This is a genomic window from Methanosarcina sp., from assembly GCF_049706645.1.
Lineage (GTDB): Archaea > Halobacteriota > Methanosarcinia > Methanosarcinales > Methanosarcinaceae > Methanosarcina.
The window spans coordinates 16,441-29,953 of record NZ_JBNAKP010000021.1 but is presented as its reverse complement, the minus strand read 5'-3'; the positions used below and the strand labels follow the sequence as shown (position 1 = coordinate 29,953).

Genomic DNA, 13,513 nt, shown 5'->3' with positions numbered 1-13,513 from the left:
TGGGAACTTACACGAACATGCTTTCAGGGATATTGGCAGGCATCATCTTCTGCGTATCTGCAGCCATAGATACCTTATCCACGGCTTCGAGGAAATCTTCCATCTCAACCAGTTCTTTGTCTTTCCTGACCGCAAACATACCTGCTTCTGTGGCTATTGCCTTCAGGTCTGCTCCGCTCATTCCTTCGGTAGCTTTTGCAAGCCTCTTAAAGTCAATATCTCCTGCAAGGGTCATTCTCTCACAGTGGATTTCGAGAATCTTTCCTCTGGCTTCTACTCCGGGCATCGGGACATGGACAAGCCTGTCAAAGCGCCCTGGCCTGAGAATTGCCGGGTCAAGGACATCAGGACGGTTTGTTGCTGCAATAATCCTGATATTTTTCCTTTTGTCAAAGCCATCCATCTCTGCCAGCAACTGCATGAGCGTCCTCTGAACCTCACGGTCTGCGCCAGTCGTCTCATTCAAACGCCTTGCGGCAATTGAGTCCAGCTCATCAATGAAGATAATACTCGGGGCTTTTTTCCGGGCCATCTCGAAGATTTCCCTTACGAGCTTGGAACCGTCCCCTATGTATTTCTGCACGAGCTCAGAGCCTACAACCCTGATAAAGGTTGCATTGGTTCTATGAGCCACAGCTTTCGCGAGCAGGGTTTTGCCTGTTCCCGGAAGTCCATAAAGAAGAACTCCCTTAGGAGGCTCGATACCTATCCGGGCAAAGCGTTCCGGCTCAATGAGAGGAAGCTCGACTGCTTCCTGAAGTTCCTGGATTTGTTCATCGAGACCGCCTATCTGGTCATAGTCCACTTCTACGCTTTCGAGGACCTCCATTGCAGCGACAAAAGGCTCTTCCGTAGAAGGAATAACCTCGGCAATGGCAAGCGTATGCTGGTTCAGGGCAACCTTTGCCCCTGGCAGCAGTTTCTTCTCATCGATATATTGCGAGACATTAACCAGGAACTGAGGTCCGTTGCTGCTCCGGACAATTATCCTGTCATTCTTAATCACGTCAATGACCGTACCAATGATGAGTGGAGAGGTCTTCATCCGATCGAGTTCAGACTGCAGCTTTCGTATTTCCCGTTCATACTTTATCTTTTGGTTCTCAAGATAACGTTTTTCGGACTCAATCTGGCTGCACTGCTCTTCCAGAAAACTGTTTCGGCTTTCAAGTTGCCTCATTCGGTCCTGGACGCTTTCAGTTACTTCCCCCAGCTCTCCAGGCTCGATTCCGTCATACAAAGGTCCGGACTTACCAAGGTGACTGCGCATGCTTTCATCCTTACTTCTGGTACTTTCCGTCATGGAGCTCCGAATAATATTTAAGTTCATACCGTATATAGCGTTTTCGAAGTGATCAATATGCAGTGCGAAATATGTGGTGCAGAGATCCGCGGAAAGCCTATATGCATTACAATTGATAACAGCGAGCTCCAGGTCTGCCAGAAATGTGCTCCTTACGGTAAACCCGTTGATAAGCGAACTCCCGTGTCAAGAAAAGTCTCTCCGGTGGTTCGGACGGTAACACGAACCGAAAATAGGCCAAAAAAGGATTTTTTCGATATTTTGAAAGACGAACTCTTGGATAACTATGATCAGATTATCCGGGATGCCAGAGAAGCCAAAGGCTGGTCTCAGGAGGACCTGGCTGAAAATATCAAAGAAAAAGCATCTCTGATAAAAAAGATAGAACGCAACGAAATCGTGCCGGAAGATTCCGTCCGGAAGAAAATCGAACACGCTCTTAACGTCAAACTTACGGAACGTGTGGAAGGTTCAGGGCAGGAAGTTTCTCACATGAAGAAAGATACTACCCTCGGAGATATCGTGAAAATAAAAAGAAAATAATTTCAAAATAGAGAATGAAAAGAGCGAATTTCAAAGTAAATAAAGAGAAAGTTAATTTCAACTGCAGGCTCTGTTCCGGCAGCAACACATGGTTTCCGGCAGTTTTCCTTCCGGGAACAACAGAGGGTTTGATTCGAAGGCTTTTTTTAATGTCCTTCACCCTCTGCTTTTACGTGCTTTTTTATCTTTTACGGCTTTAAGTTCCTTCTTTATTTCAAATCTGTTCTTTTTATCGTTAATCCTCTTAAGTAGGCCCTGTAACCCTTTTATCTGATTTTCTTTCTTTGAAGTGCCTTAAATCTCGATTTCGATATCATATACCTTTTCAGGATTTTCCTTATGAATGGTCCAGAAAGGCTCTTCACCGTATATTTCCATGAGCTTTATGGTCCTCCTGGGAATCGTTTTCGGGCCAAGTACAGCGCCCGGCCTGTCCGGATCGTCAATATAATCCGTTTCCATCATGAAACGTGTACCTTCTTCAAGTGCATGTTCGATTGCTCCTTTTACCGAGATCACCCCTGGAAAGAGCCCGAGCTTCTCACAGGTTTTTACCAGAGGCGGCGAGTAGTGTTTGACAACCCTGTGCATTTTTATTCCTGTTTTTCTTGCCCTCCCAGCTATGTCCTGGAGTTCAGGCTCTTCCACACTTTCGGTATGGAGCTGAACCGCGCAATCCTGTTCTTTTCCCAGGGAAAATGCATACTCCATAACCTCATTCGATGCTGCCCAGACTTCTGAAGACACAGGGTAGTGAGGACGCCCTGACTTTATCCCTACGGCAAGCCCCTTCTCGACATATCCCGAAGCAAGCTCAAGGCCTTTCTGCATGATCTCTGTAGCTTCCCGCAGCTCCATATACTCGGTAAGCTTTGAGATTTCTGCCGGATGGACTCCAAGCACAGGAAAAGCTCCAACTCCCATCTCCCGGATCTTTGACGCGATTTCTATAGTTTCATCAAAAACCTTGAGGTAATCTTCAGGTTTCTGGACCTTTATTCCAAGCGACCAGCTGGGTTTGGTAACCAGAATTATGTGAGTTCCTCCAGAGTTCTTGAATTCCTTTACTGCTTCAAGCCCCCTGGCTCTGGGATCGATATGCATGTGATTATCGGTAATCGGAACTTTTACGGGCATTTTCATTCCTCGAAGGTATCAGTTTCTGAATTTGATCTAAGTTTGCATTCTTTGAAGTTTCTGGATTTGATTAAAGTTCACATTCCTTTCTCGGAAGTTTCGGGCAAGTCTGGACAGGTACTTCCTGAAAATATAGATTCGATTTTTTAAAAATTTGTACAGGTGTCTATATTCCGGACCTGACTCCGCGTTAGAGATTGTTCGGATATTATTAATTACCCAAAACTTGAAATATATAGTCTTACGTTGAGTACGCGGGAAGATCCAATTATTCTTACCGAATTTTCGAAAAGTTCCCCTTTTTTAGCTTTTCAGTCGCTACGGTTCTTTAAATACGAACCCTAAGATCTGGTGATAATATGAGTAAAACCGCAGCAGTAATCAAAGGTGACGGGGTAGGCCCCGAGCTTGTAGACGCAATGCTTCAAGTTGTAGAAGCCGCTGGCACAGACATTGAATTCGTTATGTGTGAGGCAGGGGCTGAGTGGTGGGAAAAGCACGGAGGCAATTCCCTTATTCCGAATGAAACCTGGGAAATCCTTGACAGTTCCGATGCCTGCTTTAAAGGCCCGACAACCACGCCTGGAGGAATAGGCTCTCCAAGAAGTGTGGCCGTATCTATAAGGCGAAAACATGATCTCTATGCAAACGTCAGGCCAATCAAGACTTTCCCTAACTCAAGTGCACCCCTCGGAGATGTGGAAATGGTTTGTGTGCGCGAGGGTACAGAAGGTCTCTATATTGGAGAGGAAATCCAGCTGACTGACGATGTTTCGATTGCAATCCGCAAAATTACACGCACAGCATCCCGCAAAATTGCCAGCTATGCTTTCGAGGAAGCTAAGAGCAGAGGCTATGACGCTGTTGTGCCCATCCATAAGAGCAATATCCTGAAACTGACCTGCGGCTCTTTCCTGGAAGAAGTCGAAAAGGTCGGGCAGGGTTATCCGGATATCGAAATCTGGCCCTATCATATTGACAATATTGCCCAGCAGCTGATCAAGAACCCTCAGATTTTCAATAAAAAAGTTCTCCTTTCTACAAACCTCTTTATGGATGTAATCAGTGAGGAATGCTCGGCTCTGGTAGGCAGCATCGGGCTGATCTATTCTGCCAATATCGGCGATTCTTTCGCAATGTTTGAGCCTGCTCACGGTTCAGCTCCGAAGTATGCAGGCCAGGACAAAGTAAATCCTGTTGCAACCGTACTTGCAGGAGCATGGATGCTTGACTACCTTGGCGAAAAGGAGAAGTCCGAAGCAATTTTTAAGGCTACGGAGCGCGTAATTTCCGAAGGTAAGTATGTAACTTACGATCTCGGAGGCAATGCAAAACTCAGTCAGATGGCTGGCGAGATTGCAAAATACACGGCAGAAATTCTCAAATAAGAAGGTACTGAAGGAAAAATCCCTTTATTCCTTCAATTTTCCTTCCTCAGACTCGGCTATTTTTCCTTTATTTTTCAATTTTCCTCGACCTGCATGTGCCGGGTTGCAGATCGGCTGGTAAAGGAAATATTTTTCCACATAAGCAAGCAACTCTTCGTCCGAAATACAGGAAACCCTTTCTTCCTTATCGTATAGCTTCTGGATTTCGGTCTGAATCTTCAGAAGTCTTCTGTCATCTTTTTCCACTATGGTTTCAACATCAAGAAGGTCATTTAAGGTCTCCTGAACCTTATAACGGATAACTTCCAGGCCTGAAGAGTCCCCTATAAGCAGGAGCCGCTTTCCGCCTACCAGTTCTGGGGAGTAGGGTTCGTAGTTGAAGGGATTTTTGAGGACGCCTGCGGCGTGTATTCCGGATTCGTGAGCAAAAATGTTTTTCCCGACCACGGCCTTGTTTCTCGGAACCCGCAGTCCGAGTTCTTTTTCCATGAACCTTGCAAAGCGAGTAACCGGCTCAAGGTTATATCTTTCAAAGCCTTCTACCCTATCTGCCAGGAAAAGCAGGATTTTTTCCATCTCACTATTTCCTGCACGTTCTCCGATGCCTAGGAAAGTTACGCTTGTCCAGTTCGCCCCGTGCCAGAAGCCTGCAATTGAGCTTGCTGACCCGAATCCGTAATCGTCATGGATATGGGTTTCTATATTTTTAACCCCGATTTCCTTTTTGAGGTGCTGGACAATTTTCGGGATCCCGTAAGGCTCGTCAATATTCATGAAGGGCATTCCGTATCCTACAGTATCGCAGACCCGGATAATACAATCAGGGTCGATTTCCATAATTTTCTCAACGAGCGGGAAAACAAAACCGTAATTATCTGCCCTTGTCATATCTTCCAAGTGTGCCCGTGTGCGGAGCCCGTGATCCACTGCATACTGCAAGGCATCCAGGTATTTTTCTTCGGCTTCTCCCCTGCCTGCGAGCCTCATTTTTGAAAAAATATGGGTGTCTGATACAGACATAAGAATTCCGGTTTCTTTAATCCCGTCGACTTCGAGAATCTTGTCTATATCGGCTCTTGAAGCTCTTGCCCAGCCTGTAATTTCGGGAAATTCGTACCCTATATCGAACATTAAATCTACGGCATCTCTATCCCTTTTATTGAATACGAAGGCCTCGAGTTTTTCAATCCCTATCTCGTGCAGGTACTCATAAATTTGAAGCTTGTGTTCTCTGCTCAGGACTATTCCCGGCATCTGGGAGCCATCGCGAATAGTGCTGTCACTTATGTACACGTCGTTTCCATAAGGCAGCTTTAGTTTGGGCAGATCTTCATATGATTCGTAAATTTTCATCGCTTTTCCTCCTTTCTTTCAGGCGGCAGGGCCCTGCATCGAGAGAGCGGGCTTTCACTGCGGGGGTTTTTTGTGAAAAGATATTTTCAGGTATACAGGTCAGAAAATCAGTTGTATTTAACCGAAGAACTTTAGCTTCTTATTCAAAAAACACTTTCCTGGGGAAGCACTTATGGCTTTTCATCAAAATGGCATCTTCTTTATATGCCTGTGATAAGATTATGATATGTTCTTATAGTTAAAATCTCTTTCTTTTAAAATACAAAATGTATTTTTATATTTATATATTTATTATCTCTAACATACTAAGATTGACAGAAGAGATCGCCTCTTTTTTCTTCTGAAAATTTCCGGATACCTTTTTAAAAAAGTCGGTTTGGAATTGATGTGAAGAATTAGTATATACTCTTCTTACTGAAGTCCTACCTGCTTTTTTTCGCAGTTTCATGAAAGTTTACTTTCCTATCCTGCCCTTCTTGCCGATAATAAGGTATATCTACAACAAGTTATATTTATAATCGAGCTGATCTGAAAAATCTAACTTCAATTATTGAAATATCTAATTTAACTATGTTTGTATGTGCCTTATATAGTCATCTCTAACTAAAGCGTATCTTCCGGCCCTACTTAATATGTGATCTATTTAATAAAATTAAAAATTATATCGTCATATATTTAATTTACATTTCATATATTTGCTTTACTTTATCCCGAGGTAGAACATGTCCGAAATAGTAAGTGTTAGCGGCGGTCCGACAAAACCTGAGATCATTGCTGTATCCCTTTCCAAACTGGGGCTGCGGGACGGAGATCGGTTTGCAGATATAGGCTGCGGTACAGGATCGGTATCGATTGAAGCAGCAAAGATTGCCCGAAACCTGACTATCTATGCGATAGATGCCCGAAACGAAGCTCTGAGAGCCACTAAAACGAACTTCAAGAATTTCAATATAGAAAATGCCAGAATTTTAGCTGGCGAAGCCTCGGACCTCCTGAGTTCGGAAGATTTTACTGATTTTATTGACTGTGCTTTTGTCGGCGGAACAAAAAATGTTGGCTCGGTACTGGAGACACTTGTTAAGAAAAAAGCTCGAAGTATTGTGGTAAATGCCGTCCGTATCGAAACGGTTGTCAGGACAATTGAGGCAATGAAAAGACTCGGAATTTTTGATGAAGTAGTTCATATTTCGGTTTCGAGAAGTGCACCAATTGCCGGAGAAACGATGTTCAAACCCGAAAACCCGGTATACATCGTTGTCGGAAAAAAGCAAAACTGACAATTTTCTTATAATTTAATTCTGCTTTACATTTATTTTTATAATTTACGGAGCGATAGTATGTTAATAGGAGTAGGACTTGGTCCCGGAGACCCTGAACTTCTGACCCTTAAAGCAGTGGACATTTTGAAAAACAGCGATAAGGTATATGTGCCAGGCCGCCTGGCAAAAGATCTTGTGGCTCCTTATGCAGATGCCGAAATCCTTGAGTTTCCCATGATCAGAGATATTGAAGTTCTCAATGCTCTCTGGAAGGAAAATGCTGACCGGGTGGCAGAAGAAGCGAGAAAAGGCACCGTGGCTTTCGGGCTTATAGGTGACCCAAACTTTTTCTCTACTTTTTCCCATCTTAAAAAGGTAATGCGCAAGCACTATCCGGACGTTGAGCTTGCAACCGTGCCTGGCATAAGTTCAATTACTTCCTTTGCTGCCAGGACCGATGTAGCGGTTGAGAGTTCTTTTGAAGTTACCGATGGTTCTGAGGTGGGATATAAGATTCACCTGAAGGCCACGCAGCCCAAAACCATAGTTAAGCAGCTTGAAGCTGAAGGATACACAGAGTTTATCTTTGCAGAAAGACTCTTTTCGGACAACGAGCTTATAATCCGCAAGAAAGAAGAAATCCCGGAAAAAGGGAACTATTTTAGTATTATCTACGGAAAGAAGTAAAAGTGCCCTACGTATTTAATATTCGCGGAATTCAGTACATAATTTTGGAATAAAACACGAAAGCAATGGGAATGGTCAGATGGAAAGAAAAGTATATTTTGTGGGAGCAGGCCCAGGGAACCCGAAACTTATTACCGTGCTCGGGCGTGAAATGCTTGAAAAAGCCGACCTTGTGATGTATGCAGGCTCTCTGGTAAACCCCGAGGTTCTTAATTACACGCAGGGAGAAACAGTGGACAGCTATGGGCTAACTCTCGACGAGACCACTAAAATAATTGCTGATGCGATAGGTGCCGGAAAATTCGTTGTTCGCCTCCACAGTGGAGATCCATCGCTTTACGGTTCCGTTATAGAGCAGATGGAAGAACTTAGAAAGTACGATATCGAAGTCGAAAGAGTTGCTGGGGTTTCCTCGGTTTTTGCAAGCGCTGCCGCTCTTGGCACACAGTTGACTCTTAACGGCGTTTCAGATACGCTCATCATTACCCGTCCTGCCGGAAAAACCCTGGAAAAAGACCTTATCCCCGAGCTTTCTGCCTACAATACTACTATGGCAATTTTCCTTGGCACGCAGAAGATCAGAGAAATTATGGAAAAGGTCCGCTGCCCCAAAGATACGCCTGTTGCAGTGGTGTTTCACGCATCCTGGGAGGATGAAGAGGTCATTACAGGAACCGTAGAGGATATCGCAGACAAGGTCCAGGATGCAGGAATTACGCGCTCGGCAATGATAATTATCGGTGGGGTTGTTGACCCTAAAAACTACAGGAGGTCTTACCTATACGGAGTAGCCCAGGAGCCGTTGTAATCACCTTTGAGAGAAATCGGGAGATCGCGGCAAGGATAGCTGAACATCTGAAAGCCGACCTGCTCCTTTATGAAAAGGGCATATTCGAAAAGGCTTTTAAAAGCTATGGGGCAATAATTGCGGTCTTTGCCACAGGCATTGTGGTAAGGGACATTGCTCCGCTTCTCGATAATAAGTGGTCTGATCCTGCCGTGGTTGTGGTTGATTCTAACCTCAACTTTGCTATCCCCCTGCTGGGGGGGCATCACGGCGCAAATGAAATTGCCCGAAAGGTTTCTGAACTCGGAGCCGTACCTGTGCTTACGACAGCGACCGAAGTTCACGGTAAACCCTCAGTCGAGGGCATTGCCGACAGGCTAGGCTGCGAAATCTTCAATAAAGAATCTACTGTAGCTGTAAACTGTGCACTCCTTGATCAGGAAATAGAAGTTCTTGAGGTTAAGGGGCCCAGAATTGTTGTTGTGGATGAAGATGTATCCGTGCTGGTAAGAAAACGGCAGGAGAACGCAGAAATAAAGGGCACTAGCAGAGATAGCAGCTAACTTAGGTGGCAATTGGTCTGCACTTAAGTGAATTAACCTGGTCAGGAACCGCATTAAGAATTAGAGACGATAAAGGATGATTATAGGAATCGGAACTCGCAGGGGAATTACGAAAGAAGAGGTTATTGAAGCCGTAAAACAGGCTCTCGATGAGTGCGGCCTTAGCCTGGACGAAATTACGGCTTTAGCTTCTGCGAAGCTTAAGGAAAATGAACAGGGGCTTCTGGAAGCGGGAGTGATGCTTGGCATTCCGGTGGATTTTTTACCGGATGAGATGTTAAACAGCTATAATCCCCCTTCATCCTCCCAGGCTTCCCGCTTTGGATTAAAAGGAGTTGCAGAACCTGCAGCTCTGGCCCTTTCTGAAGAAAAACAATTGATTTGCAGGAAGAAAGTTTATGGCAGAGTCACAATCGCAATCGCAAGATAAAGCAACCGGAGGAAAACTTTACATCGTAGGGATCGGGCCGGGGTCTGTAGAACAGATGACGGTTAAAGCCAGGGATGTAATTCTTAATGCCGATTATGTGCTCGGGAACAGTACTTACCTGGACCAGATAGCAAGCCTCCTCGGAACCCAGGAAATAATCCGCAGCTATATGGGTAAAGAGGTGGACAGGGCAAGAAAAGCTGTGGAACTTGCAAAAGTTGCAAATGTTGTCATGGTCAGCGGCGGTGATACCAATGTCTACGGTATGGCAGGCATAGTGCTCGAGGTTGCTGAACATGAAGGGCTTGAAGTTGATATCGAGATTCTTCCGGGAGTCACGGCAATTTTAGCCGGCGCAAGTATGCTCGGCGCACCTGTTGTAACGGACTTTGCAGTGATTAGCCTGAGTGACCTCCTGACCCCCTGGGATGTCATTGAAAAACGGCTTAATTTTGCTGCAGAAGCCGATTTCGTGATGGCCCTTTACAATCCGAAGAGCCGCAAGAGACAGTCCAATTTTTCCAGAGCTATCGAAATTATCCGCCAGTACAAGGCCGACTCCGTGCCTGTGGGACTTGTCAAAAATGCTTTGAGGGGTGAAGGCGAGGACAGGATCGTAACAACTCTCGGAAAGGTCATGGAATATGAAGATTGGGTCGATATGAGCACCACGATCCTTATCGGAAATGGAGATTCCAGAATCTGGAGCTCTCAAAAGAAGGATTTCATAATTACTCCCAGGGGGTATCACAAAAAGTATGACTACTGAACAGAGTGCTAATGAGAAGGCCGGAAACCTCGAGAACCTTGAAGAGTTTACCGAGCTTACGGTTGATGTTAATCCCGAACTTGTAAGTATTTGTAAAGATTCGGGCGCACGGACTGAAGAGGCCAAAGCCATTTACATGAAAAGCCGGACAATGATTCAGGAAATCATCGGGAATAAAACACCCGAAGACCGCTTCCGCCAGCGCTGTGTTATTGCTACCGGAGATCTTTCGGTAGCAGATATTATGCGTTTTATGCACGATCCCATTCCTGCAGGCGTGGAAGCTATTAAAAAGGGCGCCCCGATTTTCGTGGACATTAATATGGTAAAATCCGGAATTACAAAAACCGGGCATAAATCCGATATTATCTGTGTGCTCGATGAAGACCCGAATGCCGAAATTGCTAACAGGTACGGAATTACACGCACATCAGCAGGTTTCCTGGCTGCCCGGGATCGGCTTGATGGAAGTATTATTGCAATCGGAAATGCGCCCTCTGCCCTTATTATGGTCTGCAAACTTATCGAAAAGGGCGTAAGGCCAGCCCTTATCATCGGGCTTCCGGTAGGTTTTGTAAATGCAGCCGAGTCCAGGGAAATGGTCAGAAACCTGAAAATTCCTGTACCCTCTATTAGCTGTGTCGGGACAAGGGGCGGAACCCCGATGGCGGTTGCATGCGTTAATGAGCTTGTTGCAATCGCTAGGGAAAGTGAAGAATAACACTTTCTCTAGTTTTCCTCTTTTAAATTTCTAGCTTCGGTTTCTTTTTTAGCCTTACTTTTCCTATCAATTACTTATTTTCCTAGCACTTATTTTGTTATTCTAATTCTCTATCTAGAATTTTTTACAATGGCTTTTATTTTACAGTTTTAATATATTTTCCAAATCTTCTTATACTAACATACTAATTTAAATTAGACTCTAAAGAGCTGAGGGGTATTTAACATCTAAATTTATTTTCAATCCCCTCTGAGTATATTAAGAGCACATCCTAAAACTTGATTTAATTTCTGAATTCTGGCTGATATTATAATTTCAACGTACGACATTTCTAGCACACTGCTCAATTTCAATTACCATTTTTATAAAGTTGATTAACGTGGTAATTGTTAGAGACTTTGGTCATACAAATTATATGGGCGTTAGAAGTTGTAATGTTTGGAATTCAATCGAATATGAAATTAGCGATTGGGGTCCAGAATCCAGAAACTCGATCATTCACTTACAAAATGAGATCTAGAGAAGAAGTTTTGAGTTTCAGGATCAGCTCTAAATAAGATTCATTATTATCTGGAGGGATATAATGAGAAAATCGTACACAATATTACTTAGTCTGGCAGTCTTACTTTCAATGGTTATGAGTGTACAGGCGATGGAATCGAAAACAATAGATAGATCCAACGGTGCTTCTGCATCTGCAGACTGGTGTGAGACGAACGGCGATATAACTACCGGTAAATACCTTTCTGTAACTGAAACTGATGATGGGACTGATATTTACCTGGAGATTTATACTTATGGACCAGATTACTGGTCCGGTAAGTCGGGATACATATTTACAGAGGATGATGTTTTCAGCATAGATAGAAAACTCAATTCTGCAAGCCTTTCTGATGTTGAGATTGAAGTCTGTAACTGGGACACAGGTGAAACCGAAACTTTGACTGTCAATGCTGACTGGATCGGTATGGGTGATATTTCAAGAGATTCTTATACCTCTAGATCACAAAGTGGAAACTATATCTGGAAGAGCAGTGGCAGTTCGAAATACAGAGACGCTTCAGCCACAAGCAGTATAGACGGCATGGACCTCGGAGCAAGTTCCTATGCAAGCCTGTCCAACTTCAAGTCTGCCTATATGAGTATGGAAAAATAAGAATATGAAGTTTGTTTTTGAAAGTTTCGAAAACTTTCAGCTTTGTAGAAATTCTCAAACTTATCTAAAGTATCTACCGGAATTGCAAACCCAGGAGTGCGATTTTAGTTTAAGCCGGTAGTACCATCTAAAGAGAATTTCTACACAGTTACTCTCCAACCTTTTTTCGGTTGCCGACTATTTTATTATTTTAATTTTTTATTTGTAATTTTTTACAATGATTTTTATTCTACGCTTCAAATATATTTACATAGTCTTTTTATACTTTTATACTAATTTATATTAGGCTATTGAAAGCCAACCCCCCTTTAATATATGCGATTTTTATTTTAAGAAAATATGCCTGCATATATAATTAAAATGATATTATTTCATGGAGGTATAAAATGAGGAAATCGTACACAATATTGCTTGCCCTCGTAGTCTTGCTTTCAACGGCTATGAGTGTACAGGCACTGGAATCCAAAACAATAGAAAGGTACAACGGTGAATCTGCATCTGCAGATTGGTATGAGACAAACGGTGACATAACTACCTATACGTACTTATCTGTAACTGAAACCAAAGATGGAACTGATATCTACATATCAACCTACACTTACGGGCCATGTAGTTGGTCAGAAAAGTCGGGCTACATGTTTACAAATGATAATGTTTTCAAGATAGATAAAAAACTCAATTCTGCAAGCCTTTCTGAGGTTGAGATTGAGGTCTGTGACTACTATACAGGTGAAACAGGAACTTTAACCGTCCAGGCTGACTGGATAGGTGAGGGCGAAATTTCAGAAAGTTCCTCTAAATCCAGCTCAAAGTATGACGATTATGTATGGAAGAGTAGTGATAGTTCAAAATATAGAGACGCTTCAGCTACAGGCAGTATAAATGGCTACGATCTCGGAGTAAGTTCCTATGCCAGTCTGTCTAGCTTCAAGTATGCGTATATGAGTATGACAAAATAAACGTACGATGATTACTTTAAAGGATTTCGAAGACCCGGGAATAAAGAAAATAGCCTGTTGCGTGCAATCTTTCTATTCAATAGATTGACCACCAGGGGCCTGACAAATCCTTCCTATTTCCTCTTCTCAGGAAATAGTAATTAGGCTTACTACTCTTTTTAGCTCGATTTATTATTCTTTTTGATTCGGTTTATTAACTTTCAGGTGGGTACAGATTAAAGAATTATTTCTCGCTTTACAGTTCAGATAAAAATCAAAAGCATTAAATAAATTTTTAGCATCATATCAGCAGAATAATATTGTGCCAGCGCTGGTGTTCCAATTATTATGATCTTCTATTCATTATGATTTTCTATTGCAAAAAAGTGAATGACATATCAAATGTTGATATAAGAAAGAGAAAAGTAGAGATGGTGGAATGATATTATTGATGCAGCCGGGATACCTCTCTTCTCTAG

14 protein-coding genes are annotated in these 13,513 nt (G+C 43.2%); 11 read left to right on the top strand and 3 right to left on the bottom strand.

From position 1 onward, the window contains the following. Positions 1 to 7 precede the first annotated feature (7 nt). On the bottom strand, positions 8 to 1,303 hold the full coding sequence (locus ACPK8D_RS08665; protein ID WP_424717454.1) for a proteasome-activating nucleotidase: 1,296 nt from the start codon (positions 1,301 to 1,303) through the stop codon (positions 8 to 10). A gap of 57 nt (positions 1,304 to 1,360) precedes the next feature. Between ACPK8D_RS08665 and ACPK8D_RS08660 the strand changes: the two genes are divergently transcribed. Next, positions 1,361 to 1,846, top strand: coding sequence for a multiprotein bridging factor aMBF1 (locus tag ACPK8D_RS08660; protein ID WP_424717453.1), 486 nt, complete (start codon positions 1,361 to 1,363; stop codon positions 1,844 to 1,846). A 294-nt stretch (positions 1,847 to 2,140) separates the two neighbouring features. Here the strand turns inward: ACPK8D_RS08660 and ACPK8D_RS08655 are convergent, their stop codons facing one another. After that, positions 2,141 to 2,983, bottom strand: coding sequence for a TatD family hydrolase (locus tag ACPK8D_RS08655; protein ID WP_424717452.1), 843 nt, complete (start codon positions 2,981 to 2,983; stop codon positions 2,141 to 2,143). A gap of 359 nt (positions 2,984 to 3,342) precedes the next feature. Here ACPK8D_RS08655 and ACPK8D_RS08650 point away from each other — a divergent pair, with 359 nt between their 5' ends. After that, positions 3,343 to 4,371, top strand: a complete 1,029-nt coding sequence (locus ACPK8D_RS08650; RefSeq protein WP_424717451.1) for an isocitrate/isopropylmalate dehydrogenase family protein — start codon at positions 3,343 to 3,345, stop codon at positions 4,369 to 4,371. Positions 4,372 to 4,395: 24 nt separating this feature from the next. Here the strand turns inward: ACPK8D_RS08650 and ACPK8D_RS08645 are convergent, their stop codons facing one another. Further along, positions 4,396 to 5,724, bottom strand: coding sequence for a homocitrate synthase/isopropylmalate synthase family protein (locus tag ACPK8D_RS08645; RefSeq protein WP_424717450.1), 1,329 nt, complete (start codon positions 5,722 to 5,724; stop codon positions 4,396 to 4,398). Positions 5,725 to 6,446: 722 nt separating this feature from the next. On the opposite strand from ACPK8D_RS08645, the gene cbiT reads away from it, so the two are divergent. From cbiT to ACPK8D_RS08600, 9 genes are all read left to right on the top strand, one after another. Then, entirely contained in the window at positions 6,447 to 7,001 is a 555-nt protein-coding gene (cbiT, locus tag ACPK8D_RS08640; RefSeq protein WP_424717449.1) for a precorrin-6Y C5,15-methyltransferase (decarboxylating) subunit CbiT, read from the top strand. Between the two features lie 60 nt (positions 7,002 to 7,061). Further along, positions 7,062 to 7,670, top strand: coding sequence for a cobalt-factor II C(20)-methyltransferase (locus ACPK8D_RS08635; RefSeq protein WP_424717448.1), 609 nt, complete (start codon positions 7,062 to 7,064; stop codon positions 7,668 to 7,670). A 79-nt stretch (positions 7,671 to 7,749) separates the two neighbouring features. Continuing rightward, positions 7,750 to 8,478, top strand: coding sequence for a cobalt-precorrin-4/precorrin-4 C(11)-methyltransferase (locus tag ACPK8D_RS08630; protein WP_424717447.1), 729 nt, complete (start codon positions 7,750 to 7,752; stop codon positions 8,476 to 8,478). A gap of 23 nt (positions 8,479 to 8,501) precedes the next feature. Beyond that, a complete protein-coding gene (locus ACPK8D_RS08625) occupies positions 8,502 to 9,020 on the top strand; it encodes a cobalamin biosynthesis protein CbiG (RefSeq protein WP_424717582.1) in 519 nt (172 codons plus the stop codon). A 76-nt stretch (positions 9,021 to 9,096) separates the two neighbouring features. After that, the gene (locus tag ACPK8D_RS08620) at positions 9,097 to 9,450 is read left to right on the top strand and encodes a cobalamin biosynthesis protein (RefSeq protein ID WP_424717446.1); all 354 of its coding nucleotides are present in this window, start codon (positions 9,097 to 9,099) and stop codon (positions 9,448 to 9,450) included. Then, complete coding sequence (gene cobJ / locus ACPK8D_RS08615; RefSeq protein ID WP_424717445.1) at positions 9,419 to 10,219, top strand: precorrin-3B C(17)-methyltransferase; 801 nt, start codon at positions 9,419 to 9,421, stop codon at positions 10,217 to 10,219. The genes ACPK8D_RS08620 and cobJ overlap by 32 nt, the downstream gene beginning before the upstream one ends. Beyond that, complete coding sequence (locus ACPK8D_RS08610) at positions 10,209 to 10,940, top strand: precorrin-8X methylmutase (protein WP_424717444.1); 732 nt, start codon at positions 10,209 to 10,211, stop codon at positions 10,938 to 10,940. The genes cobJ and ACPK8D_RS08610 overlap by 11 nt, the downstream gene beginning before the upstream one ends. 583 nt (positions 10,941 to 11,523) lie before the next feature. Then, positions 11,524 to 12,096 (top strand): hypothetical protein, encoded by a 573-nt coding sequence (locus ACPK8D_RS08605; protein WP_424717443.1) that lies wholly within the window; start codon positions 11,524 to 11,526, stop codon positions 12,094 to 12,096. 386 nt (positions 12,097 to 12,482) lie between these two features. After that, complete coding sequence (locus ACPK8D_RS08600; RefSeq protein WP_424717442.1) at positions 12,483 to 13,055, top strand: hypothetical protein; 573 nt, start codon at positions 12,483 to 12,485, stop codon at positions 13,053 to 13,055. Positions 13,056 to 13,513 lie beyond the last annotated feature (458 nt).

What these genes read in the sequence shown, in the direction of transcription:
- ACPK8D_RS08665 (WP_424717454.1), bottom strand. Translation starts at nt 1,303, where the DNA reads ATGACGGAAAGTACCAGAAGTAAGGATGAAAGCATGCGCAGTCACCTT.
- ACPK8D_RS08660 (WP_424717453.1), top strand. Translation starts at nt 1,361, where the DNA reads ATGCAGTGCGAAATATGTGGTGCAGAGATCCGCGGAAAGCCTATATGC.
- ACPK8D_RS08655 (WP_424717452.1), bottom strand. Translation starts at nt 2,983, where the DNA reads ATGCCCGTAAAAGTTCCGATTACCGATAATCACATGCATATCGATCCC.
- ACPK8D_RS08650 (WP_424717451.1), top strand. Translation starts at nt 3,343, where the DNA reads ATGAGTAAAACCGCAGCAGTAATCAAAGGTGACGGGGTAGGCCCCGAG.
- ACPK8D_RS08645 (WP_424717450.1), bottom strand. Translation starts at nt 5,724, where the DNA reads ATGAAAATTTACGAATCATATGAAGATCTGCCCAAACTAAAGCTGCCT.
- cbiT (WP_424717449.1), top strand. Translation starts at nt 6,447, where the DNA reads ATGTCCGAAATAGTAAGTGTTAGCGGCGGTCCGACAAAACCTGAGATC.
- ACPK8D_RS08635 (WP_424717448.1), top strand. Translation starts at nt 7,062, where the DNA reads ATGTTAATAGGAGTAGGACTTGGTCCCGGAGACCCTGAACTTCTGACC.
- ACPK8D_RS08630 (WP_424717447.1), top strand. Translation starts at nt 7,750, where the DNA reads ATGGAAAGAAAAGTATATTTTGTGGGAGCAGGCCCAGGGAACCCGAAA.
- ACPK8D_RS08620 (WP_424717446.1), top strand. Translation starts at nt 9,097, where the DNA reads ATGATTATAGGAATCGGAACTCGCAGGGGAATTACGAAAGAAGAGGTT.
- cobJ (WP_424717445.1), top strand. Translation starts at nt 9,419, where the DNA reads ATGGCAGAGTCACAATCGCAATCGCAAGATAAAGCAACCGGAGGAAAA.
- ACPK8D_RS08610 (WP_424717444.1), top strand. Translation starts at nt 10,209, where the DNA reads ATGACTACTGAACAGAGTGCTAATGAGAAGGCCGGAAACCTCGAGAAC.
- ACPK8D_RS08605 (WP_424717443.1), top strand. Translation starts at nt 11,524, where the DNA reads ATGAGAAAATCGTACACAATATTACTTAGTCTGGCAGTCTTACTTTCA.
- ACPK8D_RS08600 (WP_424717442.1), top strand. Translation starts at nt 12,483, where the DNA reads ATGAGGAAATCGTACACAATATTGCTTGCCCTCGTAGTCTTGCTTTCA.